The organism is Granulosicoccus sp. 3-233 (assembly GCF_052681095.1).
On record NZ_JBQYLE010000006.1, the window covers coordinates 218,099 to 244,646 of the forward strand.

Below are 26,548 nucleotides of genomic sequence, written 5' to 3' on the forward strand. Positions count from 1 at the left end.
TAGTGATTGGTGTCTGCCGCATTTAATTCACGGCTGGAATAAATGGTGACTTCTGCACGGAAATGTGTCAAGTTGTTTTTTCCCGATTTACACAACAACCACGCCCCTCCATCACAGATGCAGAAAAGATCGATAATCCGCAGTGACGACCTGCGCGACGGAAATCGACGTCGCGTGCTGGATACACTGCGCACCAAGGGTCCCTGCACGCCCTCCCGGCTGGCTGCCATGACCGGCCTGAGCGCGGCGTCCATCTCGACACTCTCCAGCCAGATGATCGACCAGGGCATCCTGAGCAGTGAGCGTTACCAGAACACCAGAACTCGACCCTCACGAGGTCGACCCCGGTCTCTGCTGTCGCTCTGTCCGGAGGCCGGCCATGTGGTGACGCTGACCCTGACCATTGATCTGATACGTGTGCATCTGGTGGACTATGCCGGCAACGTACTGGGGTCTCATCTGGAGATTGTCGATACCCGCAGCCTGACTCTGGAGCAACTGCTGGCAACGATCTGCCAGTGCATCGATCTGTTGCGTCTTGAACACCCGGATATCCGGCTGCGTCACATCGGCGTCGGCTTTCAGGGTCAGACCGAACACGCCTCCGGCAAACTGCTGTGGTCTCCGGTCATCCGCATGCGCGACGTCCCGCTGGGCGATACGCTGCAACGGCGCTACGATGTCAGTGTCAGCGTACACAATGATTGTCGGCTGATTTCACAGGCGCTGAGTCGTCGGCAGGCGGACAGGCTCGGCAGCCATTTCGCCACGGTGCTGTTCGGACACGGTGTGGGCCTCGGTCTGTACCTGAACGGTCAGCCTTTCGCCGGCACGCGTTCATCGGCCATGGAAATCGGACACCTGCGGTTCCGCACCGACGGTGCCTTGTGTCGCTGTGGCAAGCGCGGTTGCATAGAGGCCTATACCGCCGACTATGGTATCGAGCGACTTGCCAGGGGCTTGCCGGCCGACACACCGCCAGCCGGTCGTGTTGCCGACACCGCCATGCAGGCGCTGTGCACTGCCGCCGAATCCGGCGACAAGGCCGCCAGCCTGGCCTTCGAAACGGCAGGCATTGCCATTGGCGAAGGCCTGATCAGTGTATTCACCCTGCTCGACCCCTTTCCCGTGGCACTGGTAGGCTGCAGTGAACGCAGCTATACCCTGATGCGTGACGGCATCTGCCGTGTGCTGGATGCTCACCTGGTCGATGGACCGGCAGCCGAGAGTCTGCTTCACCCTTTCGAAGATGACGACCGCTTGCTCATGCAGGGGCTTGCGGACAACAGCCTGAGTGCAGTCGATCGACTGCTGGCCACTCAACAATCCGTCCCCGAAGTCACCTGATGAGCAAACGAAACATGCCCGGAACCGTCGGCACCGGTCTGATGGCAGCCGTCTGTCTGGCCCTGAGCAGTTCAACGGCGGCAGAATCCAGCAGTGTGCCACTGCGCGACATCTGGTCGGAGAGAACACTCGCCGATCCGGTGTCTCCCGGCGACTTTCAGGGTCGGCTCGAACTGCATGAACTGCAGTCACTGATGGACGCAGGCGAACACCTGTTCAACGCCCGCTTCACCACACTCGATGGCGTGGGCCGGCCCATGGCCACGCAGGCCATCATCCCCACCAAGCGCAAGCGCGCATCACGCTCGGCCTTCTCGCGAACCGCGGGGATGGATGCCAATGCCTGCGCCAGCTGTCACAACGTTCCGCTGGTTGGTGGGGCCGGCGATTTCACCGCCAATGTGTTCGTCTCCGAAGGTTTCCAGCACACCGACTTCGATACCACCGACCCACAGTTTTCCAACGAACGCAATACCAATCATCTGTTCGGCGCGGGTCTGGTCGAGCTGCTGGCGCGCGAGATGACGGTAGAGCTGCAAACGCAACGTGCGCAGGCCCTGCAATCGGCCAGAGCGTCCGGACAGGCAACGCGAGTGGAACTGACAGCCAAGGGCGTGAACTTCGGCAGGCTCGATGTGTACCCGGACGGTCGAGTGGCCACGGATCATATCGACGGTGTCGATCAGGATCTGGTGATCCGGCCGTTCAGCCACAAGGGCGTGATGACCTCACTGCGGCAGTTCACGATCAACGCGCTGAACCATCATCACGGTCTGCAGGCGGTTGAACGTTTCGGTCAACGCTGGACCGGTGAAGACGATCACGATGAAGATGGCTTCAGCGATGAAATCGGCCCGGGAGAAGTGTCCGCGCTGGTTGCCTGGCAGGCAACCCTGCCGCCGCCAGGCCGCATGATACCCACCGATGAACGCTGGCAGGCGGCGGCAGCCTCGGGCGAGAAGCATTTCGAGCAAACCGGTTGCAATACTTGTCACAGAACCTCGCTGCCTCTCGAGTCCCTGGATTTCGCCGATCCCGGCACACTGGATGCTGCCGGCACCCTGCGCCGCGGCGAAGGCATTGATGCAATCTATCCACTGGCGTTGCTGGAATGGGCACAGCGGCTGCCACGTGACGACAGCGGCCGCTATCTCGTCCCGCTGTTTGGCGATCTGAAGCGTCATCGCATCGCCGATCAGACCCTGTCCGCACTGGGCAACGAACTACTCTCGCAGCGCTTTGTCGAGCGCAATGTCTTCATGACCAGCGAGCTCTGGGGTATCGCCTCGACCGCGCCCTACGGACACCGCGGCGACATGACGACACTGGCCGAAGTCATTGATGCGCATGGCGGCGAGGCGCGCAGTTCCCGCGATGCCTGGGCCAGTCTGAACGAACGGCAGAAGAGCGAAATGATTGCCTTTCTCAAGACTCTGGTGATACAGCCATGATGATCAGGACAGCATTGATCACGAGCCTGATGCTGGCTTCCTGGTCCGTCGACAGTCAGGCCGAGGCGTCGGCAGGGATCTTCACCGGCGACATTCCGCTGATGCAGGAGGAGTCTGCGGCAGCCGGAATCACTCACAGCTATGCAGGCCCCTGGGAGTATTTCGTTGGTGGTGGGGTCAGCACCTTCGACTGCAACCAGGACCGCCTGCCCGATCTGTACCTGGCAGGCGGCAATCAAGCGGCAGCCCTGTATGTGAACCGCAGTACAACGGCAGGCCCCTTGCGATTCGAGCCTGTAGACAATACCAGTCTGGCACTGGATCGCGTCATTGGCAGCTATCCGCTGGATATCGACAACGACGGCTTTCAGGATCTGATGGTGATGCGCGTTGGCGAGAATCAGTTGTTCAAGGGTGGCAGCGACTGTCAGTTCACCCCGGCCAATCTGCTGTGGAACTTCGATGGTAGCAATGCCTGGACCACCGCTTTCAGCGCCACCTTCGAACCCGGCCATGCCTATCCCACCCTGGCGGTCGGCAACTACGTGGATCGCGCAGCCCCGGGTTCCCCCTGGGGAACCTGCCATGCCAATGAGCTGCATCGCCCTGCAGACAAGAGGCGGGACGGCTCGCCAGGCCCCGACTATGCCAGTGTATTACCGCTGGAGCCCGGCTACTGTGCACTGTCGATGCTGTTCACGGACTGGAACAAGTCAGGTGTGGACGCGTTGAGAATCACCAATGATCGCCAGTATTATCGCGGCGGTCAGGAACAGCTCTGGCGCCTCGACAGTGGCCGCTACCCGCGTCTGTTCGGTGCCGCCGAAGGCTGGGAGCCCGTGGTCATCTGGGGCATGGGCATCGCCGAAGCCGATCTGAACGCCGATGGCTATCCGGAGTACGCGCTCACATCCATGGGGGATACCAAGCTGCAGGTACTGGACTTGCAACAGGCCATCGAGGAGAATCGTCCGCATTACGACGACATGGCCTGGGATCGTGGTGCCACTGCGCATCGTCCCTATACCGGTGATGACCTGAAACCCAGTACCGGTTGGCATTCCCGCTTCGAGGACCTGAACAACGACGCCTTGATGGATCTGTTCATCACCAAGGGCAATGTGGAGAGCATGAGCGACTTCGCCGCCTACGACCCTGACAATCTACTGCTGGGCACTCACGAAGACACCTTCAGTGAACAGGGTCTGGCCGCAGGCATTGCCCTGGATCGACGGGGTCGTGGCGCCAGCATCACCGACTTCAATGCCGACGGCCTGCTGGATATCGTGGTGGTCAACCGCGGCGACAATGTCAGCCTGTTTCGCAATCGTGGCATGCAAGGCGAAGATGGTCCTCGTGTCGGTGGCAACTGGCTGAAACTGGCTCTGGAACAGCCAGGTGACAACCGCCATGCCATCGGTGCCAGAGTGTCCATCAAGACCGGCAACCGCGTGCAGACCCGCCGCCTGCAATCAGGCGGTGGCCATGCCTCGGGCAAGGCCGGCTTCATTCACGTCGGTCTCGGCGTGGCCGAGCGCGCCACCGTTCGGGTACAGTGGCCCGATGGCCAGTGGAGCGCGCCCTACAAGCTGTTCGCCAATCACCATGTGATCATCGAACGCGACAAGGACAAGACCCAGCAGTGGTTTCCTGCAACACCACTACCCTGACCCCAACAGACAAACCAGTTTCATTCAACCACCAACACCTATCACATCATGTATCTGGGAATAGACTTGGGCACATCCAGTGTCAAGAGCGTCCTGATGGACGAGTCACAACACATCGTTGCCAGCCACAGTGCCAGCCTCTCGGTTAGTCGACCGCATGACGGCTGGTCAGAACAGGATCCGGCAGACTGGATCACAGCCATCGAACAGACGCTGGAAGCGCTGCAGAGCACACATGCCCATGAGCTCTCGGCCGTTCGTGGCATTGGCCTGTCCGGCCACATGCATGGCGCCACCCTGCTGGATGCCGATGATCAGGTCATCCGCCCCTGCATGCTGTGGAACGACACACGCAGTCATGCCCAGGCTCATCGTCTGGACACCCCGCAATTCCGGCAGATTGGAGGCAACATCCTGTTCCCCGGTTTCACCTCTCCCAAGCTGGCCTGGGTAGCGGAAAACGAACCGGAGAATTTTGCCCGCGTCGCCAAAGTCCTGCTGCCCAAGGATTACGCCCGACTGTGGCTGACCGGCGAACATGTGGGCGACATGTCCGATGCTGCCGGCACCGGCTGGCTGGATGTGGCTACCCGCCATTGGTCCGATGAGCTGCTGCAAGCCACTGGCCTTTCCACCGAGCACATGCCTCGACTGGTCGAAGGCAGCGACGTCTCCGGCCAGCTGCGCGCCACCCTGGCGCAGCGTTTCGGCATGCGGGAATCGGTCGTGGTCGCTGGCGGGGCCGGCGACAATGCCGCCAGCGCCTGTGGCATGGGTACCGTGCGCGATGGCGATGCCTTTGTCTCTCTGGGCACCTCGGGCGTACTGTTCGCCGCCAACAACAGCTACCAGCCCAATGCCGAGAGTGCCGTGCATGCCTTCTGTCACGCGCTGCCCGATACCTGGCATCAGATGGGGGTGATACTGGCCGCAACCGATGCGCTCAACTGGCTGGCCAGAGCCGTGCAGTCGACGCCACAATCACTCAGTGCACCATTGGACGAACTGCCTGCCGAACCCACGGACATCGTCTTTCTGCCCTATCTGGGTGGCGAGCGCACCCCCATCAATGATGCTGATGCACGCGGCGTCTTCATGGGTCTGAAACACTCCAGCGACAGCATCGCAATGACGCGAGCGGTGTTGCAAGGCGTTGCCTTCGCCTTCAAGGATTCTCAACTGGCACTGCAAAGTGCCGGCACCACGCTCCAGCGGGCTGCCGCGATCGGTGGCGGCGCCAAATCGGATTACTGGCTGCGCGTGATTGCCAACACCTTGAATATCCCGCTGGATGTCACGGCCGATGGCGATTTCGGTGCCAGCCTCGGGGCCGCCCGACTGGGCATGATTGCCGCCGAGCAGGCAGACCCTTTCAGCATCTGCACGCCACCGGCCATTGATCATACGGTAGAGCCCGATGGTTCCAGTGAGGCCTTTGCCGCCGAGCATGAGCGCTACAAGGCAACCTACGCAGCACTGGCACCGCTGATGCGCAGCGAAACGACATGATCAGGCCCTGGCGGTCCGGCGCCGGGGCAGTGCCGGACTGGATTGTCTAACCGCCCTTGACCACGGATTCCAGCAGCGCCCGCTCGATGACGCCACTGCGTGCACCTGCCAGCTCGCCAGCGGGGTTGTACAGCAGGTAGGTGGGCGTTGCCCGGAAATCCTTGCCCGTCAGTTCCTTGTACTGCCGATGAAAGACATCAGTGAACACCACCAGGTTCGGATACGAGGGCTGATGTCGATCGATCAGCGCCTGGATCTGCTCGCGTAGCTCCATGCCGTCCAGTGCGATCCCGACCACGCGGGCATCACGCCCTGCATGATCTCGGTGGAATGCCTCGATCATGGGCTTCTGCTGTTCGCAGGGAATGCAGTCGGTTGACCAGAACATCACCAGCGTCCATTCCCCATCACCGACGTAGTCGTTCAGATCAACCCGGCTGGCATCCATGGCCTGCAGCTGGAAGGCCTGTGCCTGACCGGACAACAGCAACAACAGGGCAAGGCTCAGCCTGCGGGCGCGGCCCCTGCCGAGAAGGGAGTTCAGGCCAAAGAGGAAGGATTTCAGCAATTTCACGTTCACTGACTGGCTCGGTTTCAGGTCTTTCTGTTGAGTGTCACCACGACTCCTCGCCGTGGCAATGCCTTGCCCGAACCGTCACTTGCCCAGCAGCCTTCATCCAGAATGCGCTCCTGTGGCACTCCGGCAAACAGCAAGGCCTCTCTGACCCGACTGGCTCTGCCCAACGCCAGCGCGGCGTTGCCGCTTTTCAGTTGCGTGGGCCCCAGAGAACAGCCAAGCACGGAGAACACATCCGTTTCGGGTTGAAAGGATTCTACCATTTGTTCCACCAGTGTCTTGTTCACCGCTCCCAGCCGCAGGGAGTCGTTGGCGAAGGTCAGTATCTGCTCCCTGACGAGCAGACTGTCAGCCAGGATATCCGTGAAGTTCGACCCACCGATGTCGAAGACATTCTCGACCCTTGGCAAGGCCAGTAGCGGCATGCCGAGTTCGCGCCGACGGTCCGTCCCTGCAATCAGCGGATTCAGAGGATTGGCCTCCTGCGGCACCGCCAACCCCCGGGTGCCTGTGCTCGAGACCGGTCTCGACATGGTCGTGTCAACCGACTCGGAACCATTCGGTGCAGAGCGACCGGCCAGCTGTGATGATGGGCTGAAACGCGAGTCATCCATCACCACATCAGAAGCATCGGCTCCTCGGACATACAGCGGTGTGGCCGGAGTGATCAGACCCGATCCATCGGTGGCGAAACGGCGTCGCAATTCAACATGGCCAATGGCAACCTCATAGAGGTCCTGCCTTGACGCCCGGTCTACCCCGTTTTCATGACGGTACTGGAACAACAGCCCCGGCGCAGCGTTCTGTACCCAGCGAGTGCCATAGCCGGCAGCCTGCAAGGCCTCTCGCATGTGTCGGGTAAAGGGATCATCCCGCTCGGACTGCAGCAATGAGACGGTCGTGGAAACCGGTGGCAGAGCGGGAATCTGCCGTAACGCGATGACAAAATCCTGCGCAATGAGCTGCATGGCGGATGCCTGCCGCTGCTCTGCGGTGACTGTCGAACTGATGTCGGGTGAGCCCGGCTCCTGCCAGCTGGCGCAGCCCAGAGGCAGACTCGCCGCGATGAGAACCCCGATGAAATGACCTGAACGCATGAATCCGTTTTTGCCCTGAGTCTGATTTTTTATTGAACGATTACCGAGCCATGCGGTAATTTGCGGCTACTATACCGGTCCTGGACAGGTCGATTGAGTGGCCTGAATCACGTTTGAGAAAGGTCGTCGGGACAAAGCGTGACCCATTCTGAAATCGTCTCATGCAGAATCATTCAGTCTGTGACTTGTTGATATCGTTGGGCCCACTTCCCGGTCGGCTTGCCGATCAGCGACTCACCAAAAACCCGGAGCAGTAACCGTGATTCAACTTTCCGGCAACAGTGCCTTCACCCCTGCCCCTTGCGGCAAGCGAGCCCTGGTTCGTCTCTCGGCAAGCTGCCTCGTCATCGCATCCTTGTCATTGACTGGCTGTGCCGTGTCCAGTAGCAATGGCGGCCATGTCCCGGCGGGAACTGCAACCGCATCCAGGCCGAGCACGATCACGATCTCCGAGAAGGCCATGTTCGACGACCTCTCCGGTATTGTTGTCCAGGTCTTCGAACCGCTCAGCACGACACTGCAGATCAATCGCGACAACGATGACCCGCGCATGACGCATCTGGTGGACGGACTCGCCAGCAAGGGCTTCGGCATTCAGCGTGTCAGTGCCGACCAGGGAGCCAACTACCTGTCCTATGCGCTGAAGACCGACGAGGCAAGCGACCAGGTGCAGCTGAACATAGCGGTTGGCGCTGTCGAGCTCAGCCGGGACTATCGCAAGCTCAGAGGCAATTCGATCACGCCCGTCAGCATGGTGCGCGTAGCCGGCAGCCGCAGCCCGGTTGTGGTCAACGACGCCGATTCCAGACGATTCAAGGTAGAGGACCCGGCCCTGTCGGAAGTTCAGTATGTTGCCTCTCTGGGTCTGGAAGATACCTCTCCGATCATTGCCCTGATCACGCCAGAGATTGTCAGCAACGTGAGCAGGAGCGCCGCAGACGGGCCCAGCCTGCAAGCCCTGAACTCCAGCCAGGTAGAGGTCAACAATCTGTTCTACGGCAACGAGTCCACCTTTGCATCGATCCTGGATGATTACCAGCGCATCGACAAGCAGATCATCGTCTTCGGCAATGACTCCATGGTGCTGGGCGATACCAACAAGCAGCTGATCGAACAGTTCGTCGATGCAAAGATGAAAGACAATGATGTCATCAGTCTGGTAGGTTGCAGCAATGGTCCGACGGCGCTGGATATCGGAAATGAAGGTCTGGCACTGGGTCGTGCCCAGCGAGTCACACAGGCGCTGCTGGCCCGAGGTGTGGCTCGCGACAAAGTACTCGACGAAGGCTGTTGGGCGCCCACCAATGTCGGTGATCGCTTTCCCAGTCGTGGTGTAGTCATGGAGTTGTGGCGGAGTAATTCATGAGTTTTTTCCCCGAGTTCGCGAGAACGTCTGCCGTTCTGGCATTGGCAGCTACCCTGTCGGCCTGTGCCGGGTCCAGTGGCCCTGGTGTAGGCGAGGAAGATCTCATGCCTCGTCTGGCTGGCAATGAGGAAGCTCTGAAGGATATCAGCGCCCGGGAACGAGCCCATCTGCAGCTCATCGCGACCAATCTCGTGGCCACGCTGGTGCAGATACCCGAGATGCGTCCCGCCACGGCAACCCTGCAATTCAACAAGCCTCAATCAGCCTATGGCAATGCAGTGATCCGCGCCCTGGAAGATGCAGGCTTCGGCATGCAGATGGTCAGTGCCGACCAGGGCCAGCATTTCGTGTCCTACAGCAAGAGCCTGTCGGAAACCGAGTCGGGCACGATCACCGACTATGCCCTGGCGGTCGGCAAGATCCAGCTCTCGCGCGAATATACGGTTGACGGCAATGGCGTGTTCCCGTCCTCCCTGCTGGAAATCTCCGGCACCGAGCATATTGCCGATATCGAACTGGCGGACAACATCTTCGCCGAACAGGGAGGCGACGGAATGGTCTTCATCAGTGGCGCCCAGCGGCAGGGTACGCCAGACCCGACGCTCAGGGCCAGCACGGTCGATGTGCGCGAATTCGATCAACTGCCACAGGACAAGCGCACCCCCCAGGAATCGGTGTTCAATGAGGCTCGTCAGCGCTTTTTCGAAATCGATGCCAGACGTCAGGCGCCCGATCTCGATCGCTATGTCAAACATCGCCGTACCGTGCTCATCTTCGACGACAATCAGACCCAGATGATGGGCAGTGCCAACAAGCAGGCCGTTCGCTTGCTGGTTCGGGAATTCGATGACAAGGACATCATGGTCATCAAGGCCTGCCTGGACGCCGATGGGCGTGACCAGGCATCCATGAATCGCGCCATCCGCGTCGAGGAAGAGCTGGCCGGTCATGGCGTACCGACAGAATCCGCCTATATCGCACCCTGTGCACGCGCCAGCTATCGTCACGCCTCCGACAACTCCCCCACTCCGGTGGAACTCGTTCATTACCGCCCGCGATGATTACCATGCAGAGCAGAAAATTCCTGGCACTGGCCGCGCTGCTGGCCGGCGTCACCGGCAACAACGTTTCGGCAGCCACTCTGGAAAGCGTCTCTCAACGAGGTGCACTGCGCTGCGGTGTCAATCTGGAGCTGGCGGGCTTTGCCCGGGCCAACAGCCTGGGCGAATACAGCGGTTTTGATGTCGACGTATGCCGTGCGGTGGCCAGCGCGGTGTTCAATGACAGTGAGGCAGTTGAAATGGTGCCGGTGTCCTCCGGTGACCGGTTCACGGCCCTGCAATCCGGCGCGCTGGACATCCTCTCCAGAAACACCACCTGGACGCTGGCTCGCAACGCACAGTTCGGAGAGTTCGTCGGTGTGAACTTCTACGATGGCCAGGGCTTCATGGTCAAGAAGAACAGCGGCATTCGTAGCGCACTGGAACTGGACAACCAGCCAATCTGTGTCAGCAGTGATACGACATCGGAACTCAACGCGGCTGATTTCTTTGCCGTCAGCGATCTGCGCTACCGCCCGGTCTTCTATTCGGACCAGAGCGAGGCCGCCACCGGCTACCGCGAAGGACGCTGCAAGGCGCTGACCACCGATCGTTCGGCGCTGGCCGCCCTGCGCACCAGCCTGGACGAGCCCGACGCACACGTCGTGCTGCCAGAAGTCATTTCCAAGGAACCGCTGGGTCCGGTAGTGGCTGCCAATGATACCGAGTGGGAAAACGTGGTGCGCTGGACGCTGAACTGCATGATCAATGCCGAAGAGCTTGGCGTCAGCAGCCTCAATGTGAACCAGATGGCCAGTTCATCCACGACTCCGTCCATTCGACGCCTGCTGGGCAAGGAAGGCGATGCCGGTGAGCTGCTGGGTCTGCATCCTGACTGGTGCAGCCGCGTCATCATGCAGGTAGGCAATTACGGCGAAGTCTACGAGCGCAACATCGGCCCCGACACTCCCATCGGACTGGCGCGCGGGATCAACGAACTGTGGACCAATGGCGGGCTGATCTATGCGCCGCCGGTGCGTTGATGTAGCAGCCGCGCAATGGATTTGCACACAGTGATAGCTGTGTGCCGACGTGGAACTCGGCAATCGGATCAGAGGGACCGGGGGACACAGGTGAAGGTCGGTAATCCAGTGACCGGGAACTTTCTCGGCCCACTCTGCTCCCAGTCTGTGCATCACCGCTCAACCAGACGATCCATGATCACTGCATGACAATGAACCCTCCACAGTCGTACCGTTCCACGGGGCCTTCGGGTATCCGGGCGAATGCCGTACGCCTGCGTGTGGCGTTGTTGGGCATCTGGGTTGTCACGAGCTTCCTGTTCATGCAATTACCGATGTTGCCGTTTTCAATGCCGATGGCGAACGTCAGTAGCGCCGTCGAAGTGAATGCGGACATCCATTCAGCCGGGCTTGAAGTGCAAGACCGCGAGCCCAGCGACTGCTGTACTGAACCGGACTGTAGCGACTCGCAGGCTTGTTCCATTTCGTGTGCCTCGAGTTGCGCGGCACCCTCAGTCGCAGCGTTTGATCGCCACTGGCAGCAAGAGCTGTCGAGCAGTGGCGAGATAAATTCGGCACTGGATGGTGATCGATTCGTCCAACCCGGCGCCACAGCGCCATTCCGCCCCCCTATCGTCTGACGTCCATGCTGTCGCGCGTGTCTTGCGCTGTCGCACCAGCCCTCTGCGTTTGTTCGCTGATCTGCCGTTTCCACGTGCTGTAGATCACTGACTCACGCTTGCGCCTAGGTGGTCTCTCAGTGTTTTTCTGACCATGGCCAGATCGATATGTCCATCAGTGCCTTCGATTCTGCGTAGCGGCAGGTGCCTTTTAGCCCCCCTCGCCAAAGCAGTTACAGGCGGGTGGAGCATCGCTTCCAAGTTCGCTGATCGTCGAGTTGCGAGAAGCCACCACCGTCGATCGTGACGCTACCCGAGTACTCGGTCACTGGCGACTCGGGAGCAGTGACTACGTGGGCAATGGCTCGACAGGAACCACAGTGGCCATTCCCGCCGCGACAGCACTACCCGCAGAAATACCGCAGAACGCCTTGAACAGATTGATGCAGCGCGATCGGCATTGATTCAGGCTTTTCGACTCCACGGCGTACAACGCCAACAACGGATACATTTTTGAATGATGAATAGTGACATGATGAACGACAACATGATGAGTGGTGGAATGATGTGGGCGATGGGATTTGTCTGGCTCCTGGTCGTCATTCTGCTGATCCTGGCGATCGCAGCGTTGGCGAAATATGTTTTCGTCGGTCGCAAGAAGCGGAATGACACGCCAGAGTCCCACAGTGATGTCCATTAACCGTACAAGCACATAGACGCTGGACTGTCCCCGCACTGCAGTGGATCGTGATTCCCGGGCTGGCATTCGCCTGGGCGCTGCGTCCATTTCGCCCATCACTCAGGCAGTAGCGAGTCGACCGAGATTGCCGACATCGGCACCGTCGCCGCCTTTCTGGCCGGTGCCAAGTTGTTTCCACGCGATCAAGGCGCCAGAAGTCGGGGCCGACAACGATGAATACTGCAGTTACGCCAAGGGATTTCCAGCGGAAACATCAGACCAACGCCCACTGCAATTTTCACCGGATGGAGAAGAGTGGGCCATTCAGAATCGAGGGTTACGGCCAAGCCGTGTGGCGCCAGATGAGCGCAGCCATTGAGACCTGACAAGGCATCAATGGCGGAGAGGGAGGGATTCGAACCCCCGGACCTTTGACAGTCAACGGTTTTCAAGACCGCCGCATTCGACCACTCTGCCACCTCTCCGTGAGGCCGGAAGTTTACAAGATTCTGGCCGATTTGTGCACTTCAGAGATGAAATTCCGCGTTATATGGCAACTTTTTTTTCCCCGCCGCTGTCTCAGGACCTGTGGACTCATTATTACCGGCTTGAAATCGAACGCGCAAACCATATCTTGCGCGTACCGAAACCACTGATTCAGCACCGCTTTTCCCGAACTGAATCAGCGAAAAATACGTGTGATCTGCTGTAGCAGAAAGTCGCTACAAGGTTATAGTAGGTAAACCAAATCATACCGTGACAGATCTCTGTCCGGATTCATCGAGGAGCTTTCATAGTCATGCAAAACACCAATACCATTACACGGTCGGCAGAGAGCGTACTCTCCACCAACCGCGTATTGCGTAACACTTACGCATTGCTGGCAGCCACGTTGCTGTTCAGTGGCGTCATGGCCGCAATATCCATGGCTGTTGCACCACCTCGCGGCATGTCCCTGATCTGTACTCTGGGCGCGTTGGGTGTGTTGATGTTCCTGCTGCCCAAGTACGAAAACTCGTCAACAGGTGTCGGTATCGTGTTCCTGGGCACCGGCCTGCTGGGCTTCGGCCTGGGCCCCATGCTCAACGCTTACGCAGCCCTGCCCAATGGCTCTGCCATCGTGGCGACTGCCATGGGCGGCACGGGCGTGATCTTCCTGGCCTTGAGCGCCTATGTGCTCACTACGAAGAAAACCTTCGAGTTCATGGGCGGCATGCTGTTTGTCGGCCTCATCGTGGTCTTCGGCGCTGCCATCATCAACATCTTTGCGCAGATTCCGGCCCTGTCACTGGTCATCTCGTCAGCCATCGTATTGCTGATGAGCGGCTTCATCCTGTTCGATACAAGCCGCATCGTCAACGGTGGTGAGACCAACTACATCCGCGCCACGGTATCCATGTTCCTGAACATCTTCAACCTGTTCACCAGCCTGCTGCACCTGCTGGGCATCATGAGCGACGACTGATCGACCGCTCAGCCTGAGTCCGCTACCAGCGGACGCCAGTTGAACACAAGTTCAGTCTCGTAACGCCTCACCGGGCTGCTGTCATGGCAGCCCGGTGTCGTTTCCGCTTTCGAAAAGTCCCCCTTACCCGGAGAACCGACAATGGACAGCAATCTGTGGTTTCAGATACCCGTCGCGCTCGTCATGGGCTTCATGATCTGGCGCATGATCCCGGCTGCCAAACACTGGCTGCAGAATGGCCCCAAGGGCAATTCCAAGGAGTGGCTGAGCGTCTCCATGCTGATGGCCGCCGTGGTGTTGTTCGTCACCTTTCTGATCGTCATGGTCAGGGGCTGAATCACCAGCGCTCCGCAAGCGATGTCCAATCGGCGGTCGACGGGTGTCGTCCCGTCGAGATGACGTCAGCTTGAGACAACCCGTTCGAAGGTCGCCGTAATCGGCGCATGGTCCGATGACTGGTAGTGCTCGAGCGAACGTACCTCATGCAATGTCAGACCGCGATAGAACACGTGGTCCAGGTGCTGATTCATGTGCGCCAACCGGCTCTGCCGCTGCATTACGGCCTCAGTCAATCCGGCATTGCGCGCGACCTGCTGAAAATAGCCCAATCGCGCCGGATTCCAGGTATTGAAGTCCCCTGCCAGAATGACTGGCCCTTCATGAGGCTCCAGCGCGGCTCGCAGCTGGTCCAGTTGTTCGACGTATTTCTGCACGGTGACAAAATTGATCGCGTGCATGTTGAGTACCAGCAGCTGCTCCGTTTCACCCTCCAGTGGGTACAGGGTGGTCAACAGCAACTTCTGTGTCTGACTGACGGGTTCGCAATGCGGCGATAGATAGAAATGCTGTTCTATCGGCGCTACAACGCAGCCGGTCTTGACCCCGTGTTCGACCTGTGTACGCGGATGCCGGAAACTGCGCGCCATGATCCATTGCAAGCCATCGTTGGTAGTGAACAGGGGATCCGAAGGCGCGTTCCACACAGCCTCCTGCAGAAGCGCCAGATCCCTGTCTCCCATGAGTTCCTGAAAATCCGCTGCCCAGGTAGCACGCTTGGCCTTGAGAATGTTCCAGACCAGACAGCGGATCACGGGTCCCAGTACCGGCTGCCTGGCGGTGCCCAGATGCTGCAGCTCATCGTCTGCGGTATAGCAGTGAGGTAACAGATGCCGGCGAATCATGAGAACCTCCGCGCTCCTAAGTCCGACTCAGAGATAAGGAGAAAACAGACGAAAGAAGTTATTGCGCAAGCGCAGCAGAAAGTGTCTGTCCGAGCATTCGTTGATCTCCCGCGAGTGTGCCAGCTTGCCTTCGATGATAGCCGCCAGCTGACGGTTCATCGTCGAGTCATAACATTCGAGATTGATTTCGAAATTCAGTTCCAGACTTCTCGAGTCCCAGTTGCTCGACCCCACCATGCTCCAGTAGTCATCCACGATGAACAGCTTGCTGTGATCGAACGGCGCAATGGACTCATGCAGATGCACGCCGATTCGCAGCAAGCGTCGGCGATTGGCGCGCATGGCCCAGCCCACGATCAGCAGATTATTGTGTTCGGGCACGCAGATATCAACACGCACGCCTCTCAGCACCGCCAGTTGCAAGGCACTGAACACGGTCTTGTCCGGAAGAAAATACGGTGACACGATGCAGATGCGCGATCTGGCGATCTGGATGGCGCCCAACAGCGTCAGCTGCAGCTTCTGGTAATTGTCATCCGGCCCGTCAAGCAAGGCGCGCAGAAACACCGACCCGGCATGGCCGCCACGCCAGACGGGGGGCTTCAGCTTCTCGCGAGCGGCAAACTGCCAGTCTGCGGCAAATACCGCATTGATCTGATTGATGACCGGCCCCTGAACCTTGAAATGCACATCCTGCGTCCGGTGCTTGCCCATGACTTGAAAGGCATTTCCCAGACCTGAAGTGGTGCTGCAGTTGTCCACTTCACCCGGTGCAGCTCCCAGCAGATTGCCGGCGCGGATGTTCATGCCGCCGATGAAGGCCAGCTCGCCATCCACCGACAGAATCTTGCGGTGGTTTCTCAAGTTGATGAAGCGGGTACCACTGGAAGACCAGGTCGACAGGAATCGGGCTGTTCTGACGCCACGCCGGCGCAGAACCCGATCTGCGCGAACCAGACTGAAGCCATAACCGACGCCGAGACCGTCGATCATGACGCGCACCGCCACACCACGATGATGTGCATTCACCAGCGCCTCGACAAATTGCACACCCACCTGGTCGTATTCGAAGATATAACTGGACAGATAGACGGAATGACTGGCTTCGTTGATGGCGTCGATCATGGCCGGGTAGGCCTGGTCACCATTGATCAAAGGCTCAACCCGGTTGCCCGACACATAGCGGGTATCGTGGACCCCCATTCCCAGTCGCATGTGCGGCTGCCAGGCCTCAGGCATGGTATCGATGTCCACCATCTGATCTGCGGCAGACTCCCTGACGGAGATCGTGTAATCCGGCAACTCGGCCTGCGCGCGGCGGCGAATGCGATTGATGCCGAACAACCAGTAGAGAACGGCTCCAACCAACGGAGCCAGAACAATGATACCCAGCCAGCTGAACGCTGCCGCCTCGTTCTGCTTGTTGAGAACAACGTGCGTGCCCGCAGCAATGGCGAGCACCAGGTGAAGAACTCCGACAAGCGAGAAAGCCGTACCGGGATCGACGTTATCCAGCGTATCGCCATTCATTCAAAGAGGTGCCTCTCGGGGGCTGTGAACTGAGCCACAAGTATACGCAGTGGCGCATCGATTGCCCGATCCCTGCCAGTCAAGATAACAGTCGACACGCCGACATCCGCATATATCATTCATTTTTCCCGGTGTCTCCCTATGGCTCGTTCGTCAGACTCCAACTTCCTGCTCGCCATTTTGCGCGACAAAACCTTTCAGGCGCGTGAAATCCGACGGGTCGTCATGCTGACCTTCGTCTACCTGATCATCACCACGGCCCTGGTCGGCGTCTTCTACCATCAGATGCTGGGACGACTGATCGACGGCATGGCTCCTCTGCTGTTCGTCTCCGAAGACATGGCTCTGGCCAATGAGGCACTGCCCACATTATCGGACGTACTTGGCAAGTGGCTCATTGCCATGCTGCTGATCAACGCCACGATCACCATCGGCCTGGGGGTGTTCATCACCCGTCGACTGGGTCATCCGATCCTTGCCATCAAGCGCAGCCTGCGGGAGATCGGAGACGGAAACCTCGATGTACGTCTGCGTGCGTCCGACAAGGGAGAGTTCGGAGAGATTGCCGGTGAACTGACGGCGGCCATGCGCAGTGTCCGTGAGCAGATTCAGGCAGCCAAGTCGGGTATCGCACAGGTGGGGGACCTCGACGCTTCTGCAACCAATGCCGAATCGATCAATCATGCCCTGCAGGAATGCCGCACCGCTCTGGACTATTTCCAGTTGGAACGAGACGCCAAAGGCGCGGCCGGTGACGCCTCAGCGGCCAACGACAAGGCTGCCTGAGATGAGGTATCACGACATGAGTGAGGCGCGTTGCCGAAAACCATCAGTCCTGCGACCGTTGCTGAGTGCCGTGCTGACCGCTGCAATATTGCAAGCCTGCAGCAGTGGCGGCAGTGGCAGCTCTGGCGGCAGCAAGGCCACGCCGCTGATTGGCCAAAACGGTACCTATCTGTTCATATCCACCCCCGATTTCTACTTCGGCACACTGGACGTCGGTACCGTCAAGACGCAGAAAATCCAGATATCCAATCGCGGTGCCGATGTCTATACCCTGAAGTCTCTGGGAATCGAATCGAGCAAGGAAGGCGGTAAGGACGATGTGGAACAGTACACCACCGATATCATCGATGAAGTCGTACTCAACCCGGCCGAGGCCATATCGGTCGGTGTCACTTTCCAGCCCATTACAGAAGGCCGCAAGTTCGCGGATTTCACCGTCGATTACGAGACTCTGCAGCAGGTTGACGAGTCCGTGAACGTCAATGAACAGAAGTTCTACAAGGCGAAGGATCTCGAGGATTCAGGCGATTACCAGGCAGCCAGACAATCATACAGTGACTACATCGACGGCGATCCGGTGACCGTCAACAAGCGCAAGGCAGCCATCAAGCTGCCGGTCATCAGTGAGTCCGGGATCTATGGTGACGGAGAGGACTTCGACCTGTATCTGGACGCCCTTGACCAACGTGAATCGGGAGACCTGGAAAACGCCAGCGTACAGCTGGAAATCATCCACACACTCTACTCGGATGGTTATCTCGCCGACGACGCCCTGTACCTGCAAGGCTACATCCAGTTGATGGATGAGAAGGACTATAGCGCTGCACTGCAGACCATGCAGAGGCTCCGCAACGAGTATCCGGATTCGACGTACTACGATACGGCCCTGTACAGTGAAGCCATGGCACAGCATGAGTTGGGCAATTCGGCCATAGCCCGTGAAATCCTGCTGGACCTGCGCTATCGCCATACAGGGGTCGATACACTGGGAATTACACTGGCCAAGGACAACCTGGTGTCACGCCTGTGGTTTGATCGCGCCAACGAGGCACTGGAGCGCATGGGCACAGCCTGAAGAACCATCAGCCTGCGCTGGCGATTCGCACTGGTAATGAATGACGCGGACGAGACGCTGCTCTCCCTGCCCGGGTCATTCCCGTACAGTCGCTGCTGAGGCTTTCTCACACCCAACGGATACAGACTGCAACCAGGGCGCCAGACAGATGATCGTCTGGCGCCCGGCAATCAGACCCGAAACACTATGCCGTGAATTCGGCAGGCAACAGCCCTTCCGGAAAGTTCTGATAGGACACGGGGCGCAGGAAGCGTCGAATGGCCAGTGTGCCGACCGATGTGGTTGCCACATTGGTAGACGCCGGATAAGGGCCACCGTGCATCATGGCATCGGCCACTTCGACGCCAGTCGGGAATCCGTTGCACAGAATGCGACCAGCCTTCTCTTCCAGCTCCGGCAACAGCTCGGCGGCCAGTGCATGATCGCCTTCATCCAGTTGCAGAGTCACGGTCAACTGACCGTCGAGACTCTGTGCGATGGCGTGCATGTCATCTTCACTGGCAACAGAGACGATGATTCCCACCGGACCGAAGACCTCATGCGCCAGATCCGGGTTGGCGATGAAGTCGGCCGCCGATACCGCCAACATGGCAGGCGCGGCGCTTCGTCCACTGCTCTCAGCCGAGTGCAGCACGCGGACCTGTGGATGGTCGGACAATGCCTTCAGTCCCTGATGATAGGCATCGGCAATGCCGCTTGTCAGCATGGGCGTGGCCGGTACATCGGCCAGAGCCTTGGCAGCCGCCGCTTCGAATGCCTCTGCCTGTTCGGCAGGAATGACGACGATCCCGGGGTTGGTGCAGAACTGGCCGACACCCATGGTGACCGAACCCGCCCACTGAGTTCCCAGTTCCGCGCCTCTGGCGCTGGCTGCAGCGGGCAGGATGAAGACAGGATTCACCGAGCCAAGCTCTCCGAAGAATGGAATGGGCTCTTCTCGGCGGCACGCCAGATCGAACAGTGCTCGTCCCCCACCGAGTGAACCGGTGAAACCGACAGCCTTGATGTACGGAGACTGGACCAGAGCGGCACCCACTGCCCGACTGTCGGCACCGCCATTGCCGGGGCCGCCATCATTGACCTGTGAAAAAGTACCGGGATGCAGACCGCAGCGGGCGACGGCGGCATCGATCGCCTCACCGACCAGAGCCGCAGTACCCGGGTGTCCGGGATGACCTTTCACCACGACCGGGCAACCAGCCGCCAGCGCAGATGCTGTATCACCGCCAGCCGTGGAAAAGGCCAGAGGGAAATTGGAGGCACCGAATACCGCTACCGGCCCCAGAGGGCGCTGCATGAGCCGCAGATCGGGGCGTGGCAATGGTGCACGATCCGGCAGGGCTTCATCATGTCGCACATCCAGATAATCCCCCTTCTCGATATGCTCGGCAAACAGTCGCAGCTGTCCCACCGTACGGCCCCTCTCGCCTTCCAGGCGTGCGGCAGGCAGACCTGTTTCACCGGTACCCATGGCGGTGATCTCGGCACCCCGCGAATCGATCTCCTCGGCAATGGCACGCAACAGCTCAGCTCGTTGCGCGCGGCTGCTGCGACCATAGGTCTTGAAAGCCTCAGCGGCTGCCTTGGCTGCCTCTTCAACCAGCGCTACCGTTCCTGCCGTAATGGAGGAAGGTTCTCCTGAAACGGGATCATTCTCGAAGACCGGGCCATCTTCCTGGATCTTGCCGGCAATACGGTTGCCATACAGCGTCATGTGAAGTTTCCTGTCGGTGTGTTGAAGTATTCATGCCCCGGGATTCCGAGGCATGCAGCTACATGCAGGCTCATTGTCCCCAATTCAAGGCAATGATGTCGAGTTCTCTTGCCAGAGACAGCAATCGCTCTCGCGTACGAGCCGACAAGGGCCTCAGTGGATGACGCACACGGTCGCTGCCAATGACACCGCCTTCCTTGAAGACAGCCTTGCAGGCTCGCAGACCGCACTGCCGATTCTCGTGATTGATGAGTGGCAGGCATTTCTGCCATTGTGCCAGCGCTGCCTCGTGCTGGCCATCACGATAGAGGGTGACAATCGGTCTGATCATCTCGGGAAACAGGGCCGAGGTCATGGTGCCGGTCACGCCGGCATCCAGATCGGCCAGCAAGGTCACCGCCTCTTCACCATCAAAGGGTCCATCGATGTGGGCGCCTGCCCGTTCGATCAATGCCGCCAGCTTGTCGGCCGCAAACGCGCATTCCATCTTGAAGTAACTGACATGCTCCAGCTTCATGGCCATGTCCGCCAGCAACTCGACACTCAGGTTGACGCCACTGAGCGGCGCATCCTGCACCATGATGGGTATCGAGATCGCATCGTTGACAGCGGCGAAGTGCTCGAACACACCCTGCGCGCTCGGGGCAATGCCGACCCCGTGGTATGGCGGCATCATCATGATCATGTCAGCGCCCTGCGCCTCGCAGTCGACGGCTCGCCGACGTGCGATATCGGTCGAGAAATGACTGGTGGTGACGATCACCGGCTTGCGCCCGGCAACATGCTCCAGACACAAGCGTGTCAATGAGGCACGCTCGTCATCGGATAGCAGAAACTGTTCCGAGTAATTGGCGAGAATGCAGATGGCATCCACCCCCTGGTCGATCATGCAATCGAGGACTCGCCGCATCCCCTCCTCATCAACGGTACCGTCGTCATGAAACGGCGTGGGAGCAATCGGGGCAATACCGGTCAAAACGGTTTTCATCGTGGTCATCGCTAGTCAGAAGAAGAAGGGGTCTGTGTGGCGACGCCGCCCCAGCATGAAGGCATCCGCCACATGCATCAGGGGCGACAGATCCATGTCCATCGTGCCGTCCACGACCAGCTCGGCCATGCGCTGGTACAGGCGACGGTATTCGATATCCATGGAAGCCGCGCCGAATGACAGCACCCTTGAGCCATCATCCGTCTCGATCATGATCTGCCATTCGGGATCGCCCACCAGACGCCAGTCGAACTCGGCCTCCACGCAGGCTCCCGCCGAGTGCTGGAAGGACAGGCTGGCAGCGATCGGCGTTTGCCGGTTCTCGGGCACGTCCAGGGTGGCAGCATTCAGGTGAACGGGTTCCGGCAACACGCTGGTCAGAATGGACAGGGCATTGATACCGGGATCGAAGACGCCGAGACCACCCGGCTCCCAGACCCACTCCTGGCCGGGGTGCCACACCCGCACATCTTCTTTCCAGCTGATGCGCAGAGACCGCAGGCGACGTCCTGCCAACCAGTCCCGCGCTTCCGCGATGCCTTCGGCATGACGTGCATGCCAGGTTGCGTACAGGGACACGCCCTGACGCTGCGCCAGCACTTGCAGATTCAGGCACTCCGCCACCGACACACCCGGAGGCTTTTCCAGCATGACATGCCTGCCAGCCTCGATAGCCAGTCTGGCATGCTCGAATCGTGGCTGTACGGGAATGGCCAGGGAAACCGTGTCGATGTCGGGTCTGGCCGCCAGCAAGGCATCCAGAGTCGGGTAGTTCTCGATACCCTCGACGCTGGCATTCCGACTGACGGTCGCTGCCAGAGACCAGTCGGGATCCGCGTGAATCGCCGGGATATGCTGGTCTCGAGCAATCTTGCCGATGCCGACCAGTGCAATGGGCTTGCTCATCAGTGAGAGTCCTTGCCCACGGCCGAACCGCGACAACCGACCAGAAAATCGAAATCCGCCCCGGTGTCTGCGCCCTGCACATGGGTATGAAAGAGGTGTTCGTAGCCGCTGGCAGGTACGGGTACTGCCGGTACCCAGCTCTCCAGCCTTGCCGCCAGTTCAGCCTCCGTGATCTCGAGTTGCAAGCGCCGTTCAGGCACATTCAGTTCGATGATATCGCCATCGCGGACGACCGCCAGCGGACCACCGGCTGCCGCCTCCGGTGTCGTATGCAGCACTACCGTGCCGTAGGCTGTGCCGGACATGCGTGCGTCCGATATTCTCACCATGTCGGTGATGCCCTTCTTCAGCACCTTGGGCGGTAGTCCCATGTTGCCCACTTCGGCCATCCCCGGATAGCCTTTGGGGCCGCAGTTCTTCAGTACCATCACACAGTTTTCATCGATGTCGAGATCATCGTCACCGATCTTGCGCTTGTAATCGTCGATATCCTCGAACACGACCGCTCGTCCACGGTGTACCAGCAATTCAGGCGTCGCTGCCGAGGGCTTGAGCACCGCGCCACGGGGCGCCAGATTGCCGCGCAGGACAGCAATGCCACCCTGACTGGTCAAGGCCTTGTCCACCGGCAGGATGACATCCTCATTCCAGTTGCGAACCTCCTTGACCTCTTCCCAGAGACTGTTCCCCGACACGGTCATGGCCTCTCGGTCCATGACACCGGCCTCGCACAGATGTCGGATGACCACGGGCAAACCACCAGCGTAGAAGAATTCTTCCATCAGGTATTTGCCCGAGGGCAGCAGATTCACAAGGGTGGGGATATCCTGTCCGCAACGATCCCAGTCGTCCAGGCTCAGATCGATACCGACGCGCCCGGCAATCGCGAGCAGATGCACTACCGCGTTGGTGGAGCCACCAATGGCACCGTTGGTGCGGATGGCGTTCTCGAAGGCGCTGCGCGTGAGAATGTCGGAAGGCTTCAGGTCATCCTTCACCATGTCGACAATACGCCGCCCGGTCAGATGAGCCATGACCCGTCGTCGACTGTCGACGGCAGGAATGGCAGCATTGCCCGACAAGGCCATGCCCAGCGCCTCTGACATCGAAGCCATGGTCGACGCCGTGCCCATGGTATTGCAGCTGCCCGGCGAACGGCTCATGGACGCCTCTGCCTCCAGAAAATCTGCCTGCGACATCTCACCTGCCTTGACGGCTTCTGAGAATTTCCACAGATGCGTACCAGAGCCCACTCGTTCTCCGCGGAACATGCCATTGAGCATCGGGCCTCCGGATACGACAATGGCCGGCAGATCGACTGAAGCGGCCCCCATCAGCAGTGCCGGGGTCGTCTTGTCACAACCGGCCAGCAGTACCACTCCATCCATGGGGTTGCCGCGTATTGCCTCTTCGACATCCATGGCGCACAGATTGCGGAACATCATGGCAGTCGGCCGCAAGGCACTCTCTCCGGGTGAAAACACCGGAAACTCCAGCGGCAGCCCACCGGCTTCGAATATGCCATGCCTGACCCGATCGGCCAGGTCCCGCAGATGCGCATTGCAGGGCGTCATTTCAGACCAGGTATTGCAGATCCCGATGACCGGACGCCCATCGAACAGATCCGCTGGCAGCCCCTGGTTCTTCATCCAGGAACGGTGATAGATATGATCACGCGAGGTTCCGCCAAACCATTCTGCCGAACGCAGTTTACGGGGCCATTGCGCTTTCGTGAAAGTCATGTCAATCGGTTCTCAGCGTTGCTTCTGTTTGTTGTAGACATCGAAGATGACGGCCGCCAGCAACACCAGCCCCTTGATGACCTGTTGATAATCGATGCCGATTCCCATGATGGACATGCCATTGTTCATCACGCCCATGATGAAGGCACCGACCACGGCGCCCACGATCATGCCAACACCGCCGGACATGGAGGCGCCACCGATGAACACCGCCGCGATCACATCCAGTTCGACGGCGAAGCCGGCCTTCGGTGTCGCCGTGTTGAGACGAGCGGCGAAGATGAGACCTGCCAGTGCTGCCAGCACCCCCATGTTGACGAAGGTCAGGAAGGTCAGGCGCTCGGTACGGATTCCCGAGAGCTTGGCGGCTTTCTCATTGCCGCCCAGTGCATAGACGCGCCGCCCGATCGTGGTGTGTTCGGTCACGAAAGCGTAGATCACGGTCAAGACGCCCATGGTGATGAGCACATTGGGCAGCCCGCGAAACGTCGACAACTTGTAGGCCACGAACAACAGCGCACCACTGACGATGGCATTGCGGGCAATGAACACGGCGAGCGGCTCGTCGACCATGCCGTAGGCACTGTTCCGACGCCGTTTGCGAAGCCCCAGGCAGACAATCGCCAGAGCAGCAACGGCACCGGCCACCAGAGCGGTGACATTGGGTCGACCAACACCGAATACATCAGGTATGAACCCGGTAGACAGTAACTGGAATGACTTGGGAAAGGGTCCGACGGACTGCCCTTCAAGCAACCAGAGCGACAATCCCCGAAAGACCAGCATGCCGGCCAGCGTCACGATGAAGCTGGGAATCTTCCAGTACGCGACCCAATACCCCTGAGCCGCTCCGATCAGGCCACCGACGAACAGGCAGACCGGAATGGTGACGGCTACCGGCACATCCAGATTGACGATCATCACAGCCGATAGAGCACCGATGAATCCCATGACAGAGCCGACGGAGAGATCGATGTTGCCGCCCACGATCACGATGAGCATGCCCAGGGCCATGATGATGATGTAACTGTTCTGCAGGAACAGATTGGTGATGTTGACAGGCTTGAGCAAGGTTCCCTCGGTGACCACCTGAAAGAACAGCATGATGGCGATCAGGGCGAACAGCAGGCCATAATCACGCATGTGGTTCAGCAGGTATCGCGACACGCCACCCACTGCCGTGTTCCCGCTACTTGGCGATTTTTCCGACATCAGATTTTTTCCCGGTCACTGACAATGAGCGACATGATCCGCTCCTGACTGGCTTCATCGGCGCTCAATTCGCCCACGAAACCACCTTCATTCATCACATGAATGCGATCACTCATGCCGAGCAGCTCAGGCATCTCGGAACTGATCATGATGACGCCCTTGCCCTGTGCGGACAGCTCGTTGATGATGCTGTAGATCTCGAATTTCGCCCCTACATCGATTCCCCTCGTGGGTTCATCGAGGATCAGTACCTCGGGCGAGGTGAACAGCCATTTGGACAGAACCACCTTCTGCTGGTTGCCGCCGGACAGGTTCACCACGCGCTGAGCCACTGATGGGGTGCGGATGTTCATGGCCGCGCGATAGCCTTCGGCAACCCGGGCCTCTTCTGCCTGATTGATGACGCCCGAGGAAGAGACATCCCGCAGATTGGCCAGGGTGATATTGCGGTGGATCGACTCGTCCAGTATCAGCCCCAGTTCCTTGCGATCTTCGGTCACATAGGCCAGCCCACCACGTATGGCCGCGCTGACTGTGGAGGTGTCGAGAGGCTCACCCCGCAATCTGACGCTGCCGGAGATGTTCTGTCCGTAGCTGTGCCCGAACAGACTCATGGCCAGTTCGGTACGCCCTGCTCCCATGAGGCCGGCTATGCCGACAACTTCACCGGCGCGGACATGAAAGCTGACATCGTGTATGACCTGACGGGACTTGTGTTCCGGGTGCCAGACATTCCAGTGGCTGACCTCCAGCAGCATGTCGCCGGCCTTGCGTTGACGTGCGGGGTAGCGCTGCGACAGATCCCGTCCCACCATGTCACGGACTATCCGCTCTTCGCTGACCTCCTGCTGCCGGGCATCGAGCGTCGAGACCGTTGCCCCATCGCGAATGATGGTAATGGTGTCGGCAACACGCCGCACCTCGTTGAGCTTGTGACTGATGATGATCGAGGTGACACCCTGCGCCTTGAGTTCCAGCAGCAGATCCAGCAGTACCTGACTATCGGACTCCGACAATGCAGCCGTGGGTTCATCGAGAATCAGCAGTCGAACATCCTTGGACAGAGCCTTGGCTATCTCCACCAGTTGCTGCTTGCCGACACCCAGCGTATCGACAAGCGCCGCAGGCGGCTCCTGCAAGCCGACCTTGGCAAGCAGAGCTTCCGTCTGCCTGAATGTTTCCGGCCAGTTCACCATGCCCCGATGAGCTCTTTCATTACCCAGAAACAGGTTCTCGGCAATTGACAACAATGGCACCAGAGCCAGTTCCTGATGAATGATGATGATGCCCAGCGCTTCGCTATCGCCGATTCCCGCGAAGGCCGTCTTCTGTCCGTCGAAGAGAATCTCGCCCTCGTAGCTGCCATCGGCATGGACACCGGACAACACCTTCATCAGCGTGGACTTGCCTGCACCATTCTCGCCGACCAGGGCGTGTATCTCTCCGGCGCTCACCTTCAGATTGACATTGTCGAGCGCCTTGACGCCCGGAAATGTCTTGGTGATGTTGCGCATCTCCAGAATCGTTTGCATCGATACGGTATCTCCAGGCTTGATCCTGCCTCCCGAGTT

At 59.3% G+C, this 26,548-nt stretch carries 23 protein-coding genes and 1 tRNA gene; 12 read left to right on the forward strand and 12 right to left on the reverse strand.

Going from position 1 to position 26,548, the window contains the following annotated elements:
- Nucleotides 1-174: 174 nt before the first annotated feature.
- Genes ACUNV4_RS17055 through xylB form a run of 4 tightly spaced genes read left to right on the forward strand, consistent with a single transcriptional unit; the run spans nucleotide 175 to nucleotide 5,977 of the window.
- On the forward strand, nucleotides 175-1,347 hold the full coding sequence (locus tag ACUNV4_RS17055) for an ROK family protein (protein WP_430879799.1): 1,173 nt from the start codon (nucleotides 175-177) through the stop codon (nucleotides 1,345-1,347).
- Complete coding sequence (locus ACUNV4_RS17060) at nucleotides 1,347-2,798, forward strand: di-heme oxidoredictase family protein (RefSeq protein WP_430879800.1); 1,452 nt, start codon at nucleotides 1,347-1,349, stop codon at nucleotides 2,796-2,798. The genes ACUNV4_RS17055 and ACUNV4_RS17060 overlap by 1 nt, the downstream gene beginning before the upstream one ends.
- Nucleotides 2,795-4,468, forward strand: a complete 1,674-nt coding sequence (locus tag ACUNV4_RS17065; protein WP_430879801.1) for a CRTAC1 family protein — start codon at nucleotides 2,795-2,797, stop codon at nucleotides 4,466-4,468. The genes ACUNV4_RS17060 and ACUNV4_RS17065 overlap by 4 nt, the downstream gene beginning before the upstream one ends.
- Before the next feature lie 48 nt (nucleotides 4,469-4,516).
- Nucleotides 4,517-5,977 (forward strand): xylulokinase, encoded by a 1,461-nt coding sequence (xylB, locus tag ACUNV4_RS17070; protein ID WP_430879802.1) that lies wholly within the window; start codon nucleotides 4,517-4,519, stop codon nucleotides 5,975-5,977.
- A gap of 46 nt (nucleotides 5,978-6,023) precedes the next feature.
- Here xylB and ACUNV4_RS17075 read toward each other — a convergent pair whose 3' ends face one another.
- Both ACUNV4_RS17075 and ACUNV4_RS17080 read right to left on the reverse strand, forming a co-directional pair.
- On the reverse strand, nucleotides 6,024-6,551 hold the full coding sequence (locus ACUNV4_RS17075) for a TlpA family protein disulfide reductase (protein WP_430879803.1): 528 nt from the start codon (nucleotides 6,549-6,551) through the stop codon (nucleotides 6,024-6,026).
- A 20-nt stretch (nucleotides 6,552-6,571) separates the two neighbouring features.
- Complete coding sequence (locus ACUNV4_RS17080) at nucleotides 6,572-7,651, reverse strand: hypothetical protein (RefSeq protein WP_430879804.1); 1,080 nt, start codon at nucleotides 7,649-7,651, stop codon at nucleotides 6,572-6,574.
- Between the two features lie 259 nt (nucleotides 7,652-7,910).
- Here ACUNV4_RS17080 and ACUNV4_RS17085 point away from each other — a divergent pair, with 259 nt between their 5' ends.
- Genes ACUNV4_RS17085 through ACUNV4_RS17095 form a run of 3 tightly spaced genes read left to right on the forward strand, consistent with a single transcriptional unit; the run spans nucleotide 7,911 to nucleotide 11,100 of the window.
- Complete coding sequence (locus ACUNV4_RS17085) at nucleotides 7,911-9,017, forward strand: hypothetical protein (RefSeq protein WP_430879805.1); 1,107 nt, start codon at nucleotides 7,911-7,913, stop codon at nucleotides 9,015-9,017.
- The gene (locus ACUNV4_RS17090; RefSeq protein ID WP_430879806.1) at nucleotides 9,014-10,078 is read left to right on the forward strand and encodes a hypothetical protein; all 1,065 of its coding nucleotides are present in this window, start codon (nucleotides 9,014-9,016) and stop codon (nucleotides 10,076-10,078) included. The genes ACUNV4_RS17085 and ACUNV4_RS17090 overlap by 4 nt, the downstream gene beginning before the upstream one ends.
- Nucleotides 10,079-10,083: 5 nt before the next feature.
- On the forward strand, nucleotides 10,084-11,100 hold the full coding sequence (locus ACUNV4_RS17095; RefSeq protein ID WP_430879807.1) for an amino acid ABC transporter substrate-binding protein: 1,017 nt from the start codon (nucleotides 10,084-10,086) through the stop codon (nucleotides 11,098-11,100).
- Nucleotides 11,101-11,278: 178 nt separating this feature from the next.
- Here the strand turns inward: ACUNV4_RS17095 and ACUNV4_RS17100 are convergent, their stop codons facing one another.
- Complete coding sequence (locus ACUNV4_RS17100; protein WP_430879808.1) at nucleotides 11,279-11,476, reverse strand: hypothetical protein; 198 nt, start codon at nucleotides 11,474-11,476, stop codon at nucleotides 11,279-11,281.
- 755 nt (nucleotides 11,477-12,231) lie between these two features.
- Here ACUNV4_RS17100 and ACUNV4_RS17105 point away from each other — a divergent pair.
- Entirely contained in the window at nucleotides 12,232-12,399 is a 168-nt protein-coding gene (locus ACUNV4_RS17105; protein WP_430879809.1) for a hypothetical protein, read from the forward strand.
- A 376-nt stretch (nucleotides 12,400-12,775) separates the two neighbouring features.
- Here the strand turns inward: ACUNV4_RS17105 and ACUNV4_RS17110 are convergent.
- Nucleotides 12,776-12,863, reverse strand: a tRNA-Ser gene (locus ACUNV4_RS17110).
- A 314-nt stretch (nucleotides 12,864-13,177) separates the two neighbouring features.
- On the opposite strand from ACUNV4_RS17110, the gene ACUNV4_RS17115 reads away from it, so the two are divergent.
- Together ACUNV4_RS17115 and ACUNV4_RS17120 are read left to right on the forward strand one after the other, a co-directional pair.
- A complete protein-coding gene (locus ACUNV4_RS17115) occupies nucleotides 13,178-13,843 on the forward strand; it encodes a Bax inhibitor-1/YccA family protein (RefSeq protein ID WP_430879810.1) in 666 nt (221 codons plus the stop codon).
- 141 nt (nucleotides 13,844-13,984) lie between these two features.
- Nucleotides 13,985-14,179 carry a hypothetical protein gene (locus ACUNV4_RS17120; RefSeq protein ID WP_430879811.1) on the forward strand — a complete coding sequence of 65 codons (195 nt, stop codon included), beginning with the start codon at nucleotides 13,985-13,987 and terminating at the stop codon, nucleotides 14,177-14,179.
- A 65-nt stretch (nucleotides 14,180-14,244) separates the two neighbouring features.
- Here ACUNV4_RS17120 and ACUNV4_RS17125 read toward each other — a convergent pair whose 3' ends face one another.
- On the reverse strand, nucleotides 14,245-15,024 hold the full coding sequence (locus ACUNV4_RS17125; protein ID WP_430879812.1) for an endonuclease/exonuclease/phosphatase family protein: 780 nt from the start codon (nucleotides 15,022-15,024) through the stop codon (nucleotides 14,245-14,247).
- Between the two features lie 27 nt (nucleotides 15,025-15,051).
- Nucleotides 15,052-16,554: a phospholipase D-like domain-containing protein gene (locus tag ACUNV4_RS17130; protein WP_430879813.1), complete on the reverse strand. Its 1,503-nt coding sequence runs from the start codon at nucleotides 16,552-16,554 to the stop codon at nucleotides 15,052-15,054.
- Between the two features lie 141 nt (nucleotides 16,555-16,695).
- Here ACUNV4_RS17130 and ACUNV4_RS17135 point away from each other — a divergent pair, with 141 nt between their 5' ends.
- Together ACUNV4_RS17135 and ACUNV4_RS17140 are read left to right on the forward strand one after the other, a co-directional pair.
- Nucleotides 16,696-17,340: a HAMP domain-containing protein gene (locus ACUNV4_RS17135; protein ID WP_430879814.1), complete on the forward strand. Its 645-nt coding sequence runs from the start codon at nucleotides 16,696-16,698 to the stop codon at nucleotides 17,338-17,340.
- A 1-nt stretch (nucleotide 17,341) separates the two neighbouring features.
- Nucleotides 17,342-18,415, forward strand: a complete 1,074-nt coding sequence (locus ACUNV4_RS17140; RefSeq protein WP_430879815.1) for a tetratricopeptide repeat protein — start codon at nucleotides 17,342-17,344, stop codon at nucleotides 18,413-18,415.
- Between the two features lie 184 nt (nucleotides 18,416-18,599).
- On the opposite strand, the gene ACUNV4_RS17145 is transcribed toward ACUNV4_RS17140, so the two are convergent.
- The 6 genes from ACUNV4_RS17145 to mmsA form a co-directional block, all read right to left on the reverse strand.
- A complete protein-coding gene (locus ACUNV4_RS17145) occupies nucleotides 18,600-20,129 on the reverse strand; it encodes an aldehyde dehydrogenase (NADP(+)) (protein ID WP_430879816.1) in 1,530 nt (509 codons plus the stop codon).
- A 70-nt stretch (nucleotides 20,130-20,199) separates the two neighbouring features.
- Nucleotides 20,200-21,117 carry a dihydrodipicolinate synthase family protein gene (locus tag ACUNV4_RS17150; RefSeq protein WP_430879817.1) on the reverse strand — a complete coding sequence of 306 codons (918 nt, stop codon included), beginning with the start codon at nucleotides 21,115-21,117 and terminating at the stop codon, nucleotides 20,200-20,202.
- 15 nt (nucleotides 21,118-21,132) lie between these two features.
- A complete protein-coding gene (locus ACUNV4_RS17155; RefSeq protein ID WP_430879818.1) occupies nucleotides 21,133-22,023 on the reverse strand; it encodes a Gfo/Idh/MocA family protein in 891 nt (296 codons plus the stop codon).
- Complete coding sequence (gene araD / locus ACUNV4_RS17160; RefSeq protein WP_430879819.1) at nucleotides 22,023-23,765, reverse strand: L-arabinonate dehydratase; 1,743 nt, start codon at nucleotides 23,763-23,765, stop codon at nucleotides 22,023-22,025. The genes ACUNV4_RS17155 and araD overlap by 1 nt, the downstream gene beginning before the upstream one ends.
- A 12-nt stretch (nucleotides 23,766-23,777) precedes the next feature.
- Nucleotides 23,778-24,977, reverse strand: a complete 1,200-nt coding sequence (mmsB, locus tag ACUNV4_RS17165) for a multiple monosaccharide ABC transporter permease (protein ID WP_430879820.1) — start codon at nucleotides 24,975-24,977, stop codon at nucleotides 23,778-23,780.
- Nucleotides 24,977-26,509: a multiple monosaccharide ABC transporter ATP-binding protein gene (gene mmsA / locus ACUNV4_RS17170; RefSeq protein WP_430879821.1), complete on the reverse strand. Its 1,533-nt coding sequence runs from the start codon at nucleotides 26,507-26,509 to the stop codon at nucleotides 24,977-24,979. The genes mmsB and mmsA overlap by 1 nt, the downstream gene beginning before the upstream one ends.
- Nucleotides 26,510-26,548: the final 39 nt, after the last annotated feature.